The organism is Xanthobacter sp. ZOL 2024, assembly GCF_052932325.1.
Map to the genome: position 1 here is coordinate 185,976 of NZ_CM128808.1, position 14,329 is coordinate 200,304.

The window sequence follows — 14,329 nt, forward strand, 5'->3', positions numbered from 1 at the left end:
TCGGCGAGACTGGGGGCAAGGGGCGGGGCGCCTCGCCGATCGGTAGGCCGGACCGCAGGGGCGGCGATCCGGTCGAGGGGCGCGACACGGGCCGCAGCCCGCGTCGTCATGTTCAGGAGACTTCAGCAGGGCTCAGCCCGACTTCAGCCCTTGGCCTTGGAGTCGAGGGTGATGGCCACGAAGCGGACACCCTGCTCGCTCTTCACCTGGATCAGCACCGCCTTGCGGTTCTCAGCCTTGGCGGCGGCGAGGCCATCACGGACATCCTTCGGGGTGGTGACGCTCTTGTCGCCCACCTTGAGGATCACGTCGCCGGTGCGGAAGCCACGGGCGGCGGCCGGACCGTTCGGGTCCACGCCGGTGACGACCACGCCCTCACCGCCGGCACCGTCGACGCTCTTGGCCGGGGCCAGCTGGAGACCGAGCCGCGGCAGGTCCTTGCCCATGCCACCGGCATCGTCCTCACCCTGATCGGCACGCGCCACCTTGTCGTTGGGCAGCTGATCCAGCTTCACGCTCACGGTCATGGGCTTGGCATCGCGGATGATGGCGAGCTGCACCTCGGTGCCGGGCTTGAGCATACCCACCTTGCGGGTGAGGTCACGCGCATCCTTGATGGCCTCGTTGTTGAGTTTGACCACCACGTCGCCAGCCTTCAGGCCCGCCTTGGCACCGGGGGTGTTCGGCTGAACCTGGGCCACCAGGGCGCCCTCGGCCTCCTTGATGCCCAGACCGGACGCGAGTTCCTCGGTCACCGGCTGGATCTGGACGCCGATATAGCCACGGGCCACCGAGCCATTCTCGCGCAGCTGGTTCACCACCGTCTTCACCGTCTCCGACGGGATGGCGAAGGCGATGCCGACGTTGCCGCCAGAGGGCGACACGATGGCGGTGTTCATGCCGATCACCTCGCCATTCAGCGAGAAGGTCGGGCCGCCCGAGTTGCCCCGGTTGATGGGCGCGTCGATCTGAATGAAGTCGTCATAGGGACCCGAGCCGATGTCGCGACCCCGGGCCGAGACGATGCCCGCGGTCACGGTGCCGCCGAGACCGAACGGGTTGCCCACGGCGATGACCCAGTCACCCACCCGCGGCGCGCTGTCGGCCAGCTTGACCCAGGGCAGATCCTTTCCGTCGGTGATCTTCAGCAGCGCCACGTCGGTGCGCGGATCGGTGCCGATGACCTTGGCCACATGCTCCTTGCCGTCGGTGGTGGTCACATCCACCTCGTCGGCGCCGTCCACCACGTGGTTGTTGGTCACCACATAACCGTCGGCGGAGATGATGAAGCCGGAGCCCTGGCCCACCACCGGGCGCTCGCCGCGGGGACCGCCCCGCTGGCCGCGCGGACCCATGGGACCCATCGGACCCTGGCCATCACCGAAGCCGAAGCGCCGCATGAACTGCTCGATCTGGGGCGGAATGTTGCCGCCCATGCCCGGGCCCTCGCCCATGGCCACCGCCTCGCCGGCGTCCTTCTTCACCTTCACCGAGACCACGGCGGGGGAGACCTTCTCGACGATGTCCGCGAACGAGAAGGTGCCGGCCGGCTGGCTGGTGGTGATCTGCGCGAACGCCGGCGTTGCCGCCCCCGGGATGAGCTCGCCGGCCACCACGCCGGCGATGGCGAGGCCGAACACACCGGCGAGCAGAGCCTGGCGGCGACGCTTCGTCACGGAGGGGGTGTTGCTGGAGCGGGTCATGCGTTCGTATCTCTCTCTTGCCAACGGGTTGCCGCTGGGCGGCGCTCAGCCGTTCAGCAGGTTCGAGAGGCAAGCTAACGGGCGCTCCCTTACAGTTCCCTGGCTATGGGATTACCTTTCCGTAATGTCGATCACGGCGCCGTGATGCCACGCGCCGTGTCGTTCAGCCGAGTGCGGTGGACGCATTCTCGTTGAATCCCGCCATCTCGTCTTCCACCCGGCCCGGGGCGAGATCATCGGGGGCGTCGTCATCCTTGGTCGTCACCGTGTCGGCGGCGGCTGCCGCCTCCGCTTCCTGCTGGCGCTGCCAGAGGCCCGCATAGAGCCCGCCGAGAGCGAGCAGCGCCGCATGGCTGCCTCGCTCCGCCACCCGACCGGCGTCCATCACCAGGATCTCGTCGGCGCCGATGACCGTCGACAGCCGATGGGCGATGACCAGGGTGGTCCGCCCCTCGGAGACGCGGTCGAGCGCGTCCTGAATGTCCTTCTCCGTGCGGCTGTCCAGGGCCGAGGTGGCCTCGTCCAGCACCAGGATCGGTGGGGCCTTCAGCAAGGTGCGGGCGATGGCGACGCGCTGCTTCTCGCCACCGGAGAGCTTCAATCCGCGCTCCCCCACTTCGGTCTTGTAGCCCTTAGGGGTGGCCTGGATGAAATCGTCGATCCGCGCCATCCGCGCTGCGGCCCGAACCTCGTCCTCAGAGGCATCCTGGCGGCCGTAGCGGATGTTGTAGGCGATGGTGTCGTTGAACAGCACCGTGTCCTGCGGAACCATGCCGATGGCCCGGCGCAGCGACGCCTGGCTGACATCCCGGATGTCCTGGCCATCGATGACGATGCGCCCGGAGGAGACATCGTAGAAGCGGAACAGCAGTCGCGACAGGGTGGACTTGCCGGCGCCCGAGGCGCCGACGATGGCCACCGTGCGCCCGGCCGGCACCTCGAACGACACCCCCTTGAGGATCTCGCGGCCCGGCTCGTAGGCGAACCGCACGTCCTCGAACCGCACGGTGCCCCCGGACACCACCAGATCCGGCGCGCCGGGCCTGTCGACGATCTCCGGCGCGCGGGCGAGCACCGCGAACATGGTCTCGATGTCGAGCAGCGCCTGCTTGATCTCGCGATAGATGAAACCAAGGAAATTCAGCGGCACATAGAGCTGGATCATCATGGCATTGATCATGACGAACGAGCCCACGGTCTGCCGGCCAGCCCGAATGTCGAGCACACACAGCACCATGACCGCCGTGAGCCCCAGCGAATAGATGATGGCCTGGCCGGCGTTGAGCCAGGCCAGGGAGGTGAAAGTCTGCACCGTCGCCTGCTCATAGCGGGCCATGGACCGGTCGTAGCGGGCGTTCTCCCAGGCCTCGGCGCTGAAATACTTGACCGTCTCATAGTTCAGAAGGCTGTCCACCGCCTTGGTGTTGGCCTCCGTATCGCTGTCGTTCATCTCCTTGCGGATGTTGAGACGCCACTCGCTGGCGCGATAGGTGAACACCGCATAGGCCGCCACCGTCACCACCAGCACCGCCACATAGCGCCAGTCGAAGGCAAACAGCAGCACCACCAGCACCATCACCAATTCGACGATGGTGGGCGCCAGCTGCAGCACCAGCATCCGCACGATGGTTTCGATGCCGTTGCGAGCGCGCTCGAGCACCCGTGTCAGCCCACCGGTCTTGCGCTCCAGATGAAAGCGCAGCGACAATTCATGCATGTGACGGAAGGTGCGGATGGCGAGCTTGCGCACCGCGTGCAGAGCCACCTTGGCGAAGATGCCGTCGCGCACCTGGGTCACGGCGGCCATGACGATGCGCGCGATGCCATAGGCCAGCGTCAGCGCCACCGGCGCACCGAGGATATAGGCCCAGCCGGTGGGGCTCGGTGTACCGTTGACTTCCGCCGTCAGGGCATCAGTCGCCCATTTGAACACAAAGGGGACCACCATGGTGGCGCCCTTCGAGCCGAACAGCAGCAGCAGCGTGACCACCACCCGCAGCCTGAGGTCGGCCCGATCCTGCGGCCAGAGATAGGGCCACAGCGCTTCCAGCGTCCCCAGGAAGCGATCCCGCGGTCCGGCGGCGGAGGGGTCTTTGGCGGCCTTGGCAAAGAAAGAAAAGAACATTGAACCCTAGCTTTCCTGCGATCGCTCGCCGGCGCCGGACGGAAGCAGGGCCGCGAACAGATCGTCGATTTCCACGCGCAGCGCGCGCAAGGCCTCCGCATCGAGGCAGTAGCTCGTGCGGGCGCCGTCCGCCCGGCTGCGCAGAAAGCCCGCGTCGGTGAGCACCTTGAGGTGCTGGGAGACGGTGGATTGCGCCAAAGGCAGCCCGTCCACCAGGGCGCCGCAGACGCAGCACTTCTCATGGGCAAGACGGCGCAGCACCGCCAGCCGCGCCGGATGCGCCAGCGCCCGCAGGCGCTCGGCCAGCGGCTCCAGGTCGGGCAGGTCGGCGGATGCGGGAGAGAAGACGGGAGGCTCGGCCATCGTTCATCGGCGATAAACGATAAAATGGAGGATTTCAAGGCGCCCCGCCCGCGTTCACCGCGGCGTTGCAACGGATGCGCACACTCCCGGATGCGGCCGAAACAGTGCTAGAGTGGATGCATGGCTAAGATTGAAAGTGTTTGCGTCTATTGCGGTTCGTCCTTCGGCACCAATCCCGTCTTCGCGGAGACCGCGCGCCAGTTCGGCCGTCTGCTCGCCGCCGAAGGCGTTCGCCTGGTCTATGGGGGTGGCGGTGTCGGCCTCATGGGTGAGGTGGCGGGTGCGGTGTCGCTGGCCGGCGGCGCCGTCACCGGCATCATCCCCACCTTTCTGGTGCGTGCGGAACGCAGGTTCCGCCACAAGGCCGAGATCATCGAGGTACAGGACATGCATCAGCGCAAGCAGCTGATGTTCGAGCGCGCCGATGCCTTCGTGGCCCTGCCGGGCGGCGTCGGCACCCTGGAGGAACTGGTGGAGCAATTGACTTGGGCGCAGCTCGGCCGACACCGCAAGCCGATCCTGCTGGCCAATATCGACGGCTTCTGGAATCCGTTCCTGGACCTCATGGCCCACATGGACACCACCGGCTTCCTGCCGCCCCGCGCGCCCATGACCCTGCTCAACGTCGATCGGGTGGAAGAGATCCTACCGGCGTTGCGGGCGGCAGCGGCGGCGGTGCCTGAGCCGGAGCTGCACGACACCGACTCGCAGGTGGCCCGGCAGATGTGACCGGCGCTTCAGGCGCCGGTGTATTCCGCATAAGACATGGGCGTCTCAAACACCCGCACGCTGGCGAGAAGGGGAACCTGCGCCTTCAGGCGGGTCCAGATCCAGACGGCGATGTGCTCGGCCGTGGGGTTGTCCAGCCCCTCGATGTCGTTGAGACAATGGTGGTCCAGGCGGGCGAGCAGCGGCGCGAAGGCGGCTTCGATGTCGAAGAAATCGGCGACGAAGCCGCTGTCGTCATCCACCGGGCCTTCCAGCGTCAGTTCGATGCGATAGGAATGCCCATGCATGCGACGGCAGCGGTGGGTTTCCGGCACGCGAGGCAGGAAATGCGCGGCCTCGAAGGTGAAGGCCTGGGTGATCCGCATTTGGCGGGGGGATGCGCTCATGGGATGCCGATCATCTTATGGGTTTGCAGGGACAGCCGCCAATGGGGATGGTCCAGGCAATAGGCCACCGCCGCCTGCGTGTGCCGCTGCCGGTCCGGCCCATCCATGGGCTGCAGGAAGAAATGGTCGAAGTCGAGCCCGGCGACGACATCCGGCATCAGGTCCGGCTGCGGAAACACCAGCTTCAGCTCGTGGCCACGCCGCTGCACCAGCTCCACGCCGGCCTTCGGGCTCATGCAGATCCAGTCGATGCCGTCCGGCGCCGCCACCGAGCCGTTGGTCTCCACCGCGATCTCGAAGCCGGCGGCATGGGTCGCGGCGATCAGGGCGGCGTCCAGCTGCAGCAGTGGCTCGCCCCCGGTGAAAACCACAAAGCGGCGGCCAGCCCGTTCGCCCCAGGTGGCGGACAAGGCCGCCGCCAGAGCCGTTGCCGAGCCGAACCGCCCGCCGCCCTCGCCATCCATGCCGATGAAATCCGTGTCGCAGAAGCGACAGGCCGCCGCCGCGCGATCCTCCTCGCGCCCCGACCACAGATTGCAGCCGGAGAAACGGCAGAACACGGCCGCACGGCCGGCCTGGGCGCCCTCGCCCTGGAGGGTCAGGAAGATCTCTTTGACAGCATAGGCCATGGGCCCTGCGTTTAAACCGAAGCGCCGCGCGGGAAAAGCCATGGCGACCGATGGGCTGGCTTGCGCGGGAGGCGATGCGCCTTATACCTCTTGCCTGCAGCACTGCAGCGCGCCCGACATTGCCGTGGCGTGTGTACGGGGCTTTTTCCAGCACGAGAGAGCATTGCCCATGCCGACGGTGACGACTTCGACGATTGATCTGGACGCCGGTCTTGATCCGCGTGAGCTGCGCAACGCGCTGGGCCGCTTCGCCACCGGCATCGCCGTGGTGATGGCCGGCGACGACGAGGGGCTGATGGGGGTGACGGTGAATTCCTTCTCCGCCGTCTCGCTCGATCCGCCGCTGATCCTGTTCTGCATGGCCCGCACCCTGAATTCCCTGGCCCGGCTGGAGCAGGTGAAGGCCTATTCGGTGAACATCCTGCTGGAGAGCCAGCAGGAGCTTTCCAACCGCTTCGCTCGGGCGGGAGAGGACAAATTCGCCGGCACCGACTGGCATCCGGGCCGCAGCGGGGCGCCCCGGCTCACCGCCGCCCATGCCGCCTTCGAGTGCGTGCCCTACGCGCATTACGACGGGGGCGACCACATCATCTTCGTGGGCCGCGTGGTGCACATGCATGCCGAGGGCGACGACGCTCCCCTGCTGTACTACCGCGGCCGCTATCGCCTGCTGGCGGAACCGGAGGCCTGAGCCGCCTCAGGTCCGGGCCCGGCGGCGAGATGTGATTTCGCGATGTCATTTAGAGTGGGATAATCACCCCGGGTGCTGTTGACGTAACGCAACGCCCCGCTATGCCGGGCCCATTAGGGTGGGTCATCGTGCAAGGAAAGCCCCATGCTGCAGAATATCAAGAGCGTGCTCATCGGCATGACCGAGGAAGGCGATGAGGTCTCGGCCGCGGCGCTGAGCTATGGCCTTTCCCTGGCCCAGCAGGCGGGCGCCCATGCCACCATCCAGGCGGCCTCGCTCAAGGTGGTGGTGGGCAACACCTTCGTCAGCAGCGTCGCCAGCAGCCTGGTGGCGGATCACAATCGCCGCCTGAACGCGCTTGCCAGCAGCCTGGCGGAACGGGCCCGGGGAGACGCCCAGGCCCAGGGCGTTTCCTGTTCCGTCGAAACGCTGCAGCTCTCCTATGGCCAGCTCGTGGATACCTTCGTGGCGCAGGCGCGGGTGCATGACATCGCCGTGCTCAACGCCCAGCGCGCCAGCGTGGATGCCGACCGCGGCCTGATCGAGGCCCTGCTGTTCGACAGCGGCCGCCCGCTGATCGTCGTGCCGCCCGGCTGGGACAGCTTCAAGCACCGGCGGGTGCTCATTGCCTGGGATGCCAGCGCCCGGGCGGCCCGCGCCGTCAACGACGCCATGCCCATCCTGCGGTCGGCGGAAGCGGTGGAAGTGGTGGCCATCGCCACCGAGAAGCAGCTCGCCAAGACCGTGCCCGGCGCCGAGATTGCGCCGCATCTCGCCCGCCACGGCGTGCATGTGAACGTCAAGGACCTGGTAGTCCAGGAAGGCGGCATCGAAGCCACTTTGCGCGAGCAGGCCAGCCTGTTCGGTGCGGATCTGCTGGTGATGGGCGCCTTCAACCATTCGCTCATGCAGGAATGGGTGCTGGGTGGCGTCACGCAATCGCTGTTGAAGGACAGTTCCATTCCGCTGCTCATGTCGTACTGAGCATGGCTCCGCCCCCGCCAGGAGCCTCGGTTGAGGCCCCTGCCCCGGCGTGGCACGCCCTGGCCCCAGTGGCGGCGGCGGCACGGCTCGGCTGCGATCTCGACGGACTGGCGCACGAGGAGGTCACGCGTCGCCGCGACCGGTGGGGGCCCAACCGCCTGCCGGAAGCGCCCCGTCGCAGCCTCTGGCGGCTGCTGCTGGGCCAGCTGCAAAGTCCACTCATCTATCTGCTGCTGGTGGCCGCGGGCATCTCCATCGCCCTTGGCCATGCTGAGGACTCGCTCTTCATCTTTGTGGTTCTGGCGCTCAACACCGGCGTCGGCGCCCTACAGGAAGCCCGCGCTGAAGCCGACACGGCGGCGCTGAAGCACGCTATCACCACCCACAGCCGCGTGGCCCGGGATGGCACCGTGGTGCTGCGCGACAGTGCCGAGCTGGTGCCCGGCGACCTGGTTCTGCTGGAGGCCGGCGACCGGGTGCCCGCGGACCTGCGGCTGGTGCGCGCCAGCGATCTCGAAACCAGCGAGGCCGCCCTCACCGGCGAGTCTCTCCCGGTGGAGAAGAGCGCCGCGATCGTGCTGCCGGACGAGGCGCCCCTGGCCGAGCGCGCCAACATGGTGTTCGCCGGCACCAATGTGCTGCGGGGCCAGGCCCAGGGGCTGGTGGTGGCGAGCGGGCGTGACACCGCGCTCGGGCACATCGCCCAGGCCCTGGACACGCCGGCGACGCCGCCGCCCCTCAGCCGCCGCCTGGAACGCTTCTCGCGCATGCTGGGCGCCGCAACCCTGGGGCTGATGGGAGTGATCATCGTCGGCCGCCTGATGGCGGGCGCAGGGATGGTGGAAACCTTCCTGATGGCGGCCGCGCTGGCCGTCGCCGTCATTCCCGAGGGATTGCCGGTGGCGGTCACCATCGCCCTGTCGGTGGCCACGCGCCGCATGGCGCGCCGCCATGTGATCGTGCGGCACCTGCCGGCGGTAGAGGGGCTCGGCGCCTGCACCGTGATCGCAACCGACAAGACCGGCACCCTCACCCTCAATCGCATGTCCGCAACACGGCTGGTATTGCCCTCGGGCACGGTGCTGCAGGTTCCGGAAGACGAACACGATCCCCCGTTCCGCTCCGACAATGAGCACGGCGACGCCGGCACGCAGGCGCAGATCGACGCCTTGGCGGTGTCCGTGAGCCTGTGCAACGACGCCACCCTGCATCCGGTCAGCGGGCGCCAGGGCGCCAGCGGTGACACCGTCGACATTGCCCTGCTGGTGCTGGCCCAGCAGGCGGGCCTCTTGATCGAGGCGACGCGATCGGCGCAGCCCCGGCTGGCCCACCTGCCCTTCAGCGCCGAACGACGCCTCGCGGCAAGCCTGAATGCCGATGGGGCTGGCGCCGTGCTGCATGTGAAGGGCGCCGCGGAGACCGTGCTGCCCCTGTGCGGAGCGGCGGGGGAGGTGCTCCTGGCGCGGGCAGAGGCCATGGCGCGGGAGGGACAACGGGTGCTGGCCATCGCCCGACGGCGGCTCGATGTGGCGCCGGGCGAAACCGATAATTTCGACGGCTGGCTGCAGCACCTGCAGCCGCTGGGCCTGGTAGGCTTCATCGATCCGCTCCGGCCGGAGGCCAAAGACGCGGTGGCGGCCTGTCACCGCGCCGGCATCGCGGTCAAGATGATCACTGGCGACCATGCCGCCACCGCCCTGGCCATCGCCCGCGATCTCGGCATCGCCCATGACGAAGCCGATGTGATGACCGGACGCGAACTCGCCGCCCTCCAGACCGGCTCAGAGGCGGCCATGCGGCGCATCGAGCGCACCCGCGTGTTCGCGCGGGTCGAGCCGACCCAGAAGCTGGAGATCGTCGATGCCCTGCAGGCCGCGGGGCACGTGGTCGCCATGACCGGCGATGGGGTCAATGATGCCCCCGCCCTGCGCCGCGCCGATCTGGGCATCGCCATGGGCCTAGGCGGCACGGACGTGGCCCGCGACAGCGCCGCCCTGGTCATCGCCGACGACAATCTGGCCTCCGTGGTCGCCGGTGTCGAGGAAGGGCGCGCCGCTTATGCCAACATCCGCAAGCTCATCTTCCTGCTCGTCTCCATCGGCGCCGCGGAGGTGGTTCTTTTTCTGCTCGCCGTCGCCTTGCAGACCCCGGTGCCCCTCACCACGGTGCAGTTGCTGTGGCTGAACCTGGTGGCCAATGGCGCACAGGACGTGACGCTGGCCCTGGAAAAGCCGGAACCCGGCCTGCTCGATCGCCGGCCCCGCGCCCCGCGTGAGCCGATCTTCGACGCCCTGATGATCCGACGGACGCTATTGTCGTCCCTGTTCATGGGGTGCGTCGCGTTCGCCTTTTTCTGGTATTGGCTGGCCCAGGGCCTCGCCCCGTTCGAGGCGCGCAACGCGCTCTTGTTCCTCATGGTGCTGTTCGCCAACGTCCAGGCGTTCAATGCCCGCTCGGAAACCCGTTCCGTGTTTCTGCTGCCGCCCGGCGCCAACTGGCCGCTGATGGCGGCCATCTTCGGCGCCCAGGCGGTGCAGGTGCTGGCCAGCTATGTGCCCGGCGTGCGTGACGTGCTGGAAATCGCCCCCATCCCGGCGCGGCAGTGGCTGGAACTGGGCGCGGTGGCGCTTGGCCTGCTGCTGCTGATGGAGACCGACAAAGCCTTCTCGCGACACCGTCTCGGCACACCCCAGCCGATACCCCGGGTGTAGCCCGGGCAGTAGGCGGTCAGCTCACCGCCTGCCACTGGCCTTCGGTGGTGCGGCAGGCGGCGCCGCGCGCGATCTGCGGGCGGTTGTCGATATAGATGGTGTGGGAATAATCGCGGCAACTCTGGAAGCCGGGCCGATGATAGGCCGGCCCGGCGATGACCGTGCCGCGCGTGCCGCCATCGCCCTTCCAGCCCACCGGATAGCCGGGGCCGCCGGTCTCCAGGGCGGAGATCTCCGCGTCATAGGCGCGCTGGCGGTCGGCATCACTGAGGCCGTTGCCGATGGCGCCGCTAATCAGCCCGCCGGATACCGCCCCCCGCATCACCGGCGAGGTCGGCAATGCCATGTTCCCCGGCCCCTTGAGATTGGCTCCGGCATCACTGGCGCACCCCGACACCAGGGCGCCGAGGACCGTGACAAGCAGAACGGCGGGCACCATGCGGACCGGCATCTCAAGCCATCTCTCAACGCGGGCGCCAAAGCGGCGCAGACGAAACAGGAGGTCAATAGCGCTGACCTCCTCCGCCTTTTAGTGGCACTTCGTCGCAAGGGGAAGCTGCGCCGACACCTGCCGGTGCCGCAGGGGCCGCGCAGGGACCCGGAGGGCTCCTCACGCGGCCGCCTCGCCATTGCCCGCCACCATGGGCAGCACCAGCTCGGTCCGCAACCCTCCGCTGGGCGCGGCGCTCAGCTCGAAATGGCCGCCATAGAGCATGGCGAGTTCGTGCACGATGGACAGGCCGAGCCCGGAGCCCGGCTTTGATTCGTCCAGACGGCGGCCACGCCGCCCCACATCCAGCCGCCGCGCCGGATCGAGGCCCGGCCCGTCATCGTCGATGGTGATGCGGAAGAAGGCGCGGCCCCCCGGGCCGGGGGCGCGGCTCACCGCCAGCTCGATCTCCACCCGGCCCGACGCCCATTTGCAGGCGTTGTCCACCAGATTGCCGATCATCTCCTCCAGATCCTGGCGCTCGCCACGGAAACGGGCGCCGTCCAGAACACGCACGTCGATGGCCAACGCGCGACCACGGTGAATCTTCTGCATGGTGCGCGCCAGCGCGGTGAGGATCTCGCCCACGTCGCAGACGCTGGCCACCATCGACACGCGCGCCGCCATGCGCGCGCGCTCCAGGTGATGCGCCACCTGATCGCGCATCACGCCGGCCTGGTCGCGCACCCGCATCGCCAGCGGGTCATCGCGGGTGCCGGCCTCGTTGAGCAGAACCGAGAGGGGGGTTTTCAAAGCGTGCGCCAGATTGCCCACATGGGTGCGAGCCCGCTCCACCACCTCCTGATTGGCGGCGATCAGCGCGTTGACCTCGCGCACCAGCGGCACGATCTCCTCGGGATAGCGCCCCTCCAGCCGCACCGCCTTGCCCGACCTCACATCGGCGAGGGCCTGGGAAACGCGGGACAGGGGCCGCAGGCCGAACCGCACCTGGAACAGCACCACCAGCAGGAAGGCCAGAGCCAGCACGATCAACGTGCCGATCAGCGCGACGTTGAAGCTGGAGATGTCATGATCGAGCTCGGCCGCGGTGGCCCCCACCGACACCACGAAGGTGCCGTCGGAGCCGAAGTCCGCCGTCCGCTCGACCACACGGATGCGCTCGCCGTCGGGCCCCACGGCAAAGCCCTGGCGCATGCCGCCCGGCGTGGCACCCGCATGCTCGCCCCCGAGCACCGGCAGTCGATCGGCACCCAGCGAGCGCGAGGCATGCCGGTCCATGGTCCCGTCCCGCTGGCGCACGATCTGCCAGTACCAACCCGACCGGGGGAAGGAGAACAACGGCTCGGCCATGGCCTGCGGCTCGAGCGCCGCATCGTTGGTGGCGTTGGCCACCTCGGCCACCAGGGTCTTCACATAGACATCGAGCCGCCGGTCGAACGAGCGCTCCGCCGCCTGCGCATAGAGCGAGGACAGGGCGAGCCCCACCACGGCCAGCACCACAAGGGTGATGGCCATGGCCGACAGGAACAGGCGAAAAGCCAGGGACCCCGGATCGGCCGTGCGCTTCATGGCCGCGCCGTCGCCCATGCCACCACGGTCATCGCGGCTCCTCCGGAGGCGCGAGCAGATAGCCGAGCCCGCGCACGGTCTGGATCACATCGCAATCGAGCTTGCGCCGCAGACGGCCGACGAACACTTCGATGGTGTTTGAATCCCGATCGAAATCCTGATCGTACAGATGCTCCACCAACTCCGTCCGCGACACCACCCGTCCGGCATGGTGCATCAGGTAGGACAGCAGGCGGTATTCGTGGGAGGTGAGGCGCACCGGATTGCCGTCCACCGCCACCCGTCCCGAGCGGGTATCGAGCCGCACCGGCCCGCAGGACAGTTCACTGGAAGCATGGCCACTGGCGCGCCGCAGCAGAGCCCGCAGCCGCGCCAGCACCTCCTCCATGTGAAAGGGCTTGGCGACATAGTCGTCGGCACCGGCATCGAACCCCTGCACCTTGTCGCTCCAGCGATCGCGCGCGGTCAGGATCAGCACCGGCATCGCATGCCCGGCGCGCCGCCAGTTCTCCAGCACCGAAAGCCCGTCCATCTTGGGCAGGCCGATGTCCAGGACGATGGCGTCATAGGGCTCGGTGCTGCCCAGGAAATGCCCTTCCTCACCGTCAAAGGCCCGATCCACCGCGTAGCCGGCGTCCCCCAGGGCGGTCACCAACTGCCGGTTCAAATCCGGATCGTCCTCCACCACCAGCAATCGCACGATGTCCTCCCCCGCAACGGGGCCTAGAATGGCAGCATTTGCAACGCGAGTCAGGGTCGTCGCGGCGGCCTTGTCCTCACGCAGGTCCGCTGTCGCGCCCGCTGCGCACCGCCGCCACCCGATCCGCCTCGACCCGGCGTGAGAGCATGAAGAGCGACAGGGCGACACCAACCACGAGCAGTGACCACGCCCAACCCGGCATCTGAGCGAAAGTGGCCCGCAGGCCGTCGAGGCGTCCCGTCGCCTCCGGCGCCTGCTCCAGCACCCCGATGACCAGGGCCGGTGCGCCGATGAGCCACGCCCAGAACTTGCTCCACCAGGCCGCCCGCAGCATCCCGTCGCCCCGCTGCAGCAGGTCGCGGGCGGTCAGCGCGGCGCGCGCAGGGGCCACCACCCGGGTGGAAGCCGTGGCCAGCGCGGCGGCGGTCGCGGTGTCCACCCGCGCCTGCCCGGGAACCGCCGTCAGCTGCAGGCCCGCGGTCACCTGGAAGGCGCTCAGCCCGGCCACCGTGCGCGGTCCCCACTGGCCATCGACCTGACCGACCTCGAAATATCCCAGATCCCGCAGACGTTGCTGCAGCGCGGCGACCGCGCGCGCGTCGAGCCCGTCGCCGGCCGTGGGCCCACTCGATGCGGCAGAGGTGGCCGCCTCGAAGGAAACATCCCCGTCCAGCGCCAGCAGGCGCTTCATGAGCGGGGCGATACCCATTTGCCGGTCCACGGTGATGGGGCTCCACACCCCGTCCGCCACATACTTGCCGCGCACATACTGGTTCGAGAAGGACCAGAGATAGGCACTCGGCACCTGGTGCATCCGGTAGCCGAAGCCATTGAAACGTTCGCCCTCATAAAGGCAGCGGCTGATGCTCCAGGGAAAACCCGGCGCGTAACCCTTGAGGGCGAGGGCATCGCGGGCCGCCTCCTCCCAGGTCCGGAACGGTCCCCGCCCCTTCGGCACCAGGCGCGTCTTGCGGCCGGTGCCGAGGATCTTCTCGCCATTGTGCAGCACCCCGGCGAAATCACAGCTGGCCTCCCGCCAGTGCAGCACGCCGATGAAGGCCCAGGGCACGCCCGTCTGAGCCGCCACCACCTGATACCGCGACTTGGCGGCGAGGATTGTCATCGCCGCCCGATCGATCGCCCCTTGCTGGCGCGGTGTGATCGCCATCTGCTCCCAGCGCTGCTGATACTCGCCCTTGAGCGCGGAAAAGGCATAGGTTCGAGCCATTTCGGTCCCCATGAAATGAAAATGGCCGCCCATGGCGGCCAAAACGTTACGGAACTGCTG

Annotated in this window: 13 protein-coding genes; 4 read left to right on the plus strand and 9 right to left on the minus strand. The window is 68.3% G+C overall.

From position 1 onward, the window contains the following. Window positions 1-143 precede the first annotated feature (143 nt). The 3 genes from ACU4E7_RS00810 to ACU4E7_RS00820 form a co-directional block, all read right to left on the minus strand. Window positions 144-1,703, minus strand: coding sequence for a Do family serine endopeptidase (locus tag ACU4E7_RS00810; RefSeq protein WP_238120826.1), 1,560 nt, complete (start codon window positions 1,701-1,703; stop codon window positions 144-146). A 163-nt stretch (window positions 1,704-1,866) separates the two neighbouring features. Continuing rightward, a complete protein-coding gene (locus ACU4E7_RS00815; RefSeq protein ID WP_447020282.1) occupies window positions 1,867-3,828 on the minus strand; it encodes an ABCB family ABC transporter ATP-binding protein/permease in 1,962 nt (653 codons plus the stop codon). A 6-nt stretch (window positions 3,829-3,834) separates the two neighbouring features. Beyond that, window positions 3,835-4,191 (minus strand): ArsR/SmtB family transcription factor, encoded by a 357-nt coding sequence (locus ACU4E7_RS00820; RefSeq protein WP_238120824.1) that lies wholly within the window; start codon window positions 4,189-4,191, stop codon window positions 3,835-3,837. 120 nt (window positions 4,192-4,311) lie between these two features. Between ACU4E7_RS00820 and ACU4E7_RS00825 the strand changes: the two genes are divergently transcribed. Beyond that, the gene (locus ACU4E7_RS00825; protein WP_238120823.1) at window positions 4,312-4,920 is read left to right on the plus strand and encodes an LOG family protein; all 609 of its coding nucleotides are present in this window, start codon (window positions 4,312-4,314) and stop codon (window positions 4,918-4,920) included. 8 nt (window positions 4,921-4,928) lie between these two features. On the opposite strand, the gene queD is transcribed toward ACU4E7_RS00825, so the two are convergent. Further along, window positions 4,929-5,285, minus strand: a complete 357-nt coding sequence (queD, locus tag ACU4E7_RS00830; protein WP_238120913.1) for a 6-carboxytetrahydropterin synthase QueD — start codon at window positions 5,283-5,285, stop codon at window positions 4,929-4,931. A gap of 17 nt (window positions 5,286-5,302) precedes the next feature. Continuing rightward, window positions 5,303-5,935, minus strand: coding sequence for a 7-carboxy-7-deazaguanine synthase (queE, locus tag ACU4E7_RS00835; RefSeq protein WP_447020283.1), 633 nt, complete (start codon window positions 5,933-5,935; stop codon window positions 5,303-5,305). Between the two features lie 169 nt (window positions 5,936-6,104). Here queE and ACU4E7_RS00840 point away from each other — a divergent pair, with 169 nt between their 5' ends. The 3 genes from ACU4E7_RS00840 to ACU4E7_RS00850 all read left to right on the plus strand — a co-directional run bounded on the left by ACU4E7_RS00840 (window position 6,105) and on the right by ACU4E7_RS00850 (window position 10,321). Next, a complete protein-coding gene (locus ACU4E7_RS00840) occupies window positions 6,105-6,626 on the plus strand; it encodes a flavin reductase family protein (protein WP_447020284.1) in 522 nt (173 codons plus the stop codon). A 144-nt stretch (window positions 6,627-6,770) separates the two neighbouring features. Next, window positions 6,771-7,610 carry a universal stress protein gene (locus ACU4E7_RS00845; RefSeq protein ID WP_447020285.1) on the plus strand — a complete coding sequence of 280 codons (840 nt, stop codon included), beginning with the start codon at window positions 6,771-6,773 and terminating at the stop codon, window positions 7,608-7,610. Window positions 7,611-7,612: 2 nt separating this feature from the next. Further along, entirely contained in the window at window positions 7,613-10,321 is a 2,709-nt protein-coding gene (locus ACU4E7_RS00850; protein WP_447020286.1) for a cation-translocating P-type ATPase, read from the plus strand. 16 nt (window positions 10,322-10,337) lie between these two features. On the opposite strand, the gene ACU4E7_RS00855 is transcribed toward ACU4E7_RS00850, so the two are convergent. From ACU4E7_RS00855 to ACU4E7_RS00870, 4 genes are all read right to left on the minus strand, one after another. Continuing rightward, window positions 10,338-10,760 (minus strand): hypothetical protein, encoded by a 423-nt coding sequence (locus tag ACU4E7_RS00855; RefSeq protein ID WP_447020287.1) that lies wholly within the window; start codon window positions 10,758-10,760, stop codon window positions 10,338-10,340. 171 nt (window positions 10,761-10,931) lie between these two features. Beyond that, window positions 10,932-12,359: a sensor histidine kinase gene (locus tag ACU4E7_RS00860; RefSeq protein WP_447020288.1), complete on the minus strand. Its 1,428-nt coding sequence runs from the start codon at window positions 12,357-12,359 to the stop codon at window positions 10,932-10,934. Window positions 12,360-12,369: 10 nt separating this feature from the next. Then, window positions 12,370-13,041: a response regulator transcription factor gene (locus tag ACU4E7_RS00865; protein ID WP_238120816.1), complete on the minus strand. Its 672-nt coding sequence runs from the start codon at window positions 13,039-13,041 to the stop codon at window positions 12,370-12,372. A 76-nt stretch (window positions 13,042-13,117) separates the two neighbouring features. Next, window positions 13,118-14,269: a peptidoglycan-binding protein gene (locus ACU4E7_RS00870; RefSeq protein WP_447020289.1), complete on the minus strand. Its 1,152-nt coding sequence runs from the start codon at window positions 14,267-14,269 to the stop codon at window positions 13,118-13,120. Window positions 14,270-14,329 lie beyond the last annotated feature (60 nt).

Bases quoted from the DNA above. Each gene is read 5' to 3' on its own strand.
- ACU4E7_RS00810 (WP_238120826.1), bottom strand. From the start codon at position 1,703: ATGACCCGCTCCAGCAACACCCCCTCCGTGACGAAGCGTCGCCGCCAG.
- ACU4E7_RS00815 (WP_447020282.1), bottom strand. From the start codon at position 3,828: ATGTTCTTTTCTTTCTTTGCCAAGGCCGCCAAAGACCCCTCCGCCGCC.
- ACU4E7_RS00820 (WP_238120824.1), bottom strand. From the start codon at position 4,191: ATGGCCGAGCCTCCCGTCTTCTCTCCCGCATCCGCCGACCTGCCCGAC.
- ACU4E7_RS00825 (WP_238120823.1), top strand. From the start codon at position 4,312: ATGGCTAAGATTGAAAGTGTTTGCGTCTATTGCGGTTCGTCCTTCGGC.
- queD (WP_238120913.1), bottom strand. From the start codon at position 5,285: ATGCGGATCACCCAGGCCTTCACCTTCGAGGCCGCGCATTTCCTGCCT.
- queE (WP_447020283.1), bottom strand. From the start codon at position 5,935: ATGGCCTATGCTGTCAAAGAGATCTTCCTGACCCTCCAGGGCGAGGGC.
- ACU4E7_RS00840 (WP_447020284.1), top strand. From the start codon at position 6,105: ATGCCGACGGTGACGACTTCGACGATTGATCTGGACGCCGGTCTTGAT.
- ACU4E7_RS00845 (WP_447020285.1), top strand. From the start codon at position 6,771: ATGCTGCAGAATATCAAGAGCGTGCTCATCGGCATGACCGAGGAAGGC.
- ACU4E7_RS00850 (WP_447020286.1), top strand. From the start codon at position 7,613: ATGGCTCCGCCCCCGCCAGGAGCCTCGGTTGAGGCCCCTGCCCCGGCG.
- ACU4E7_RS00855 (WP_447020287.1), bottom strand. From the start codon at position 10,760: ATGGTGCCCGCCGTTCTGCTTGTCACGGTCCTCGGCGCCCTGGTGTCG.
- ACU4E7_RS00860 (WP_447020288.1), bottom strand. From the start codon at position 12,359: ATGGGCGACGGCGCGGCCATGAAGCGCACGGCCGATCCGGGGTCCCTG.
- ACU4E7_RS00870 (WP_447020289.1), bottom strand. From the start codon at position 14,269: ATGGCTCGAACCTATGCCTTTTCCGCGCTCAAGGGCGAGTATCAGCAG.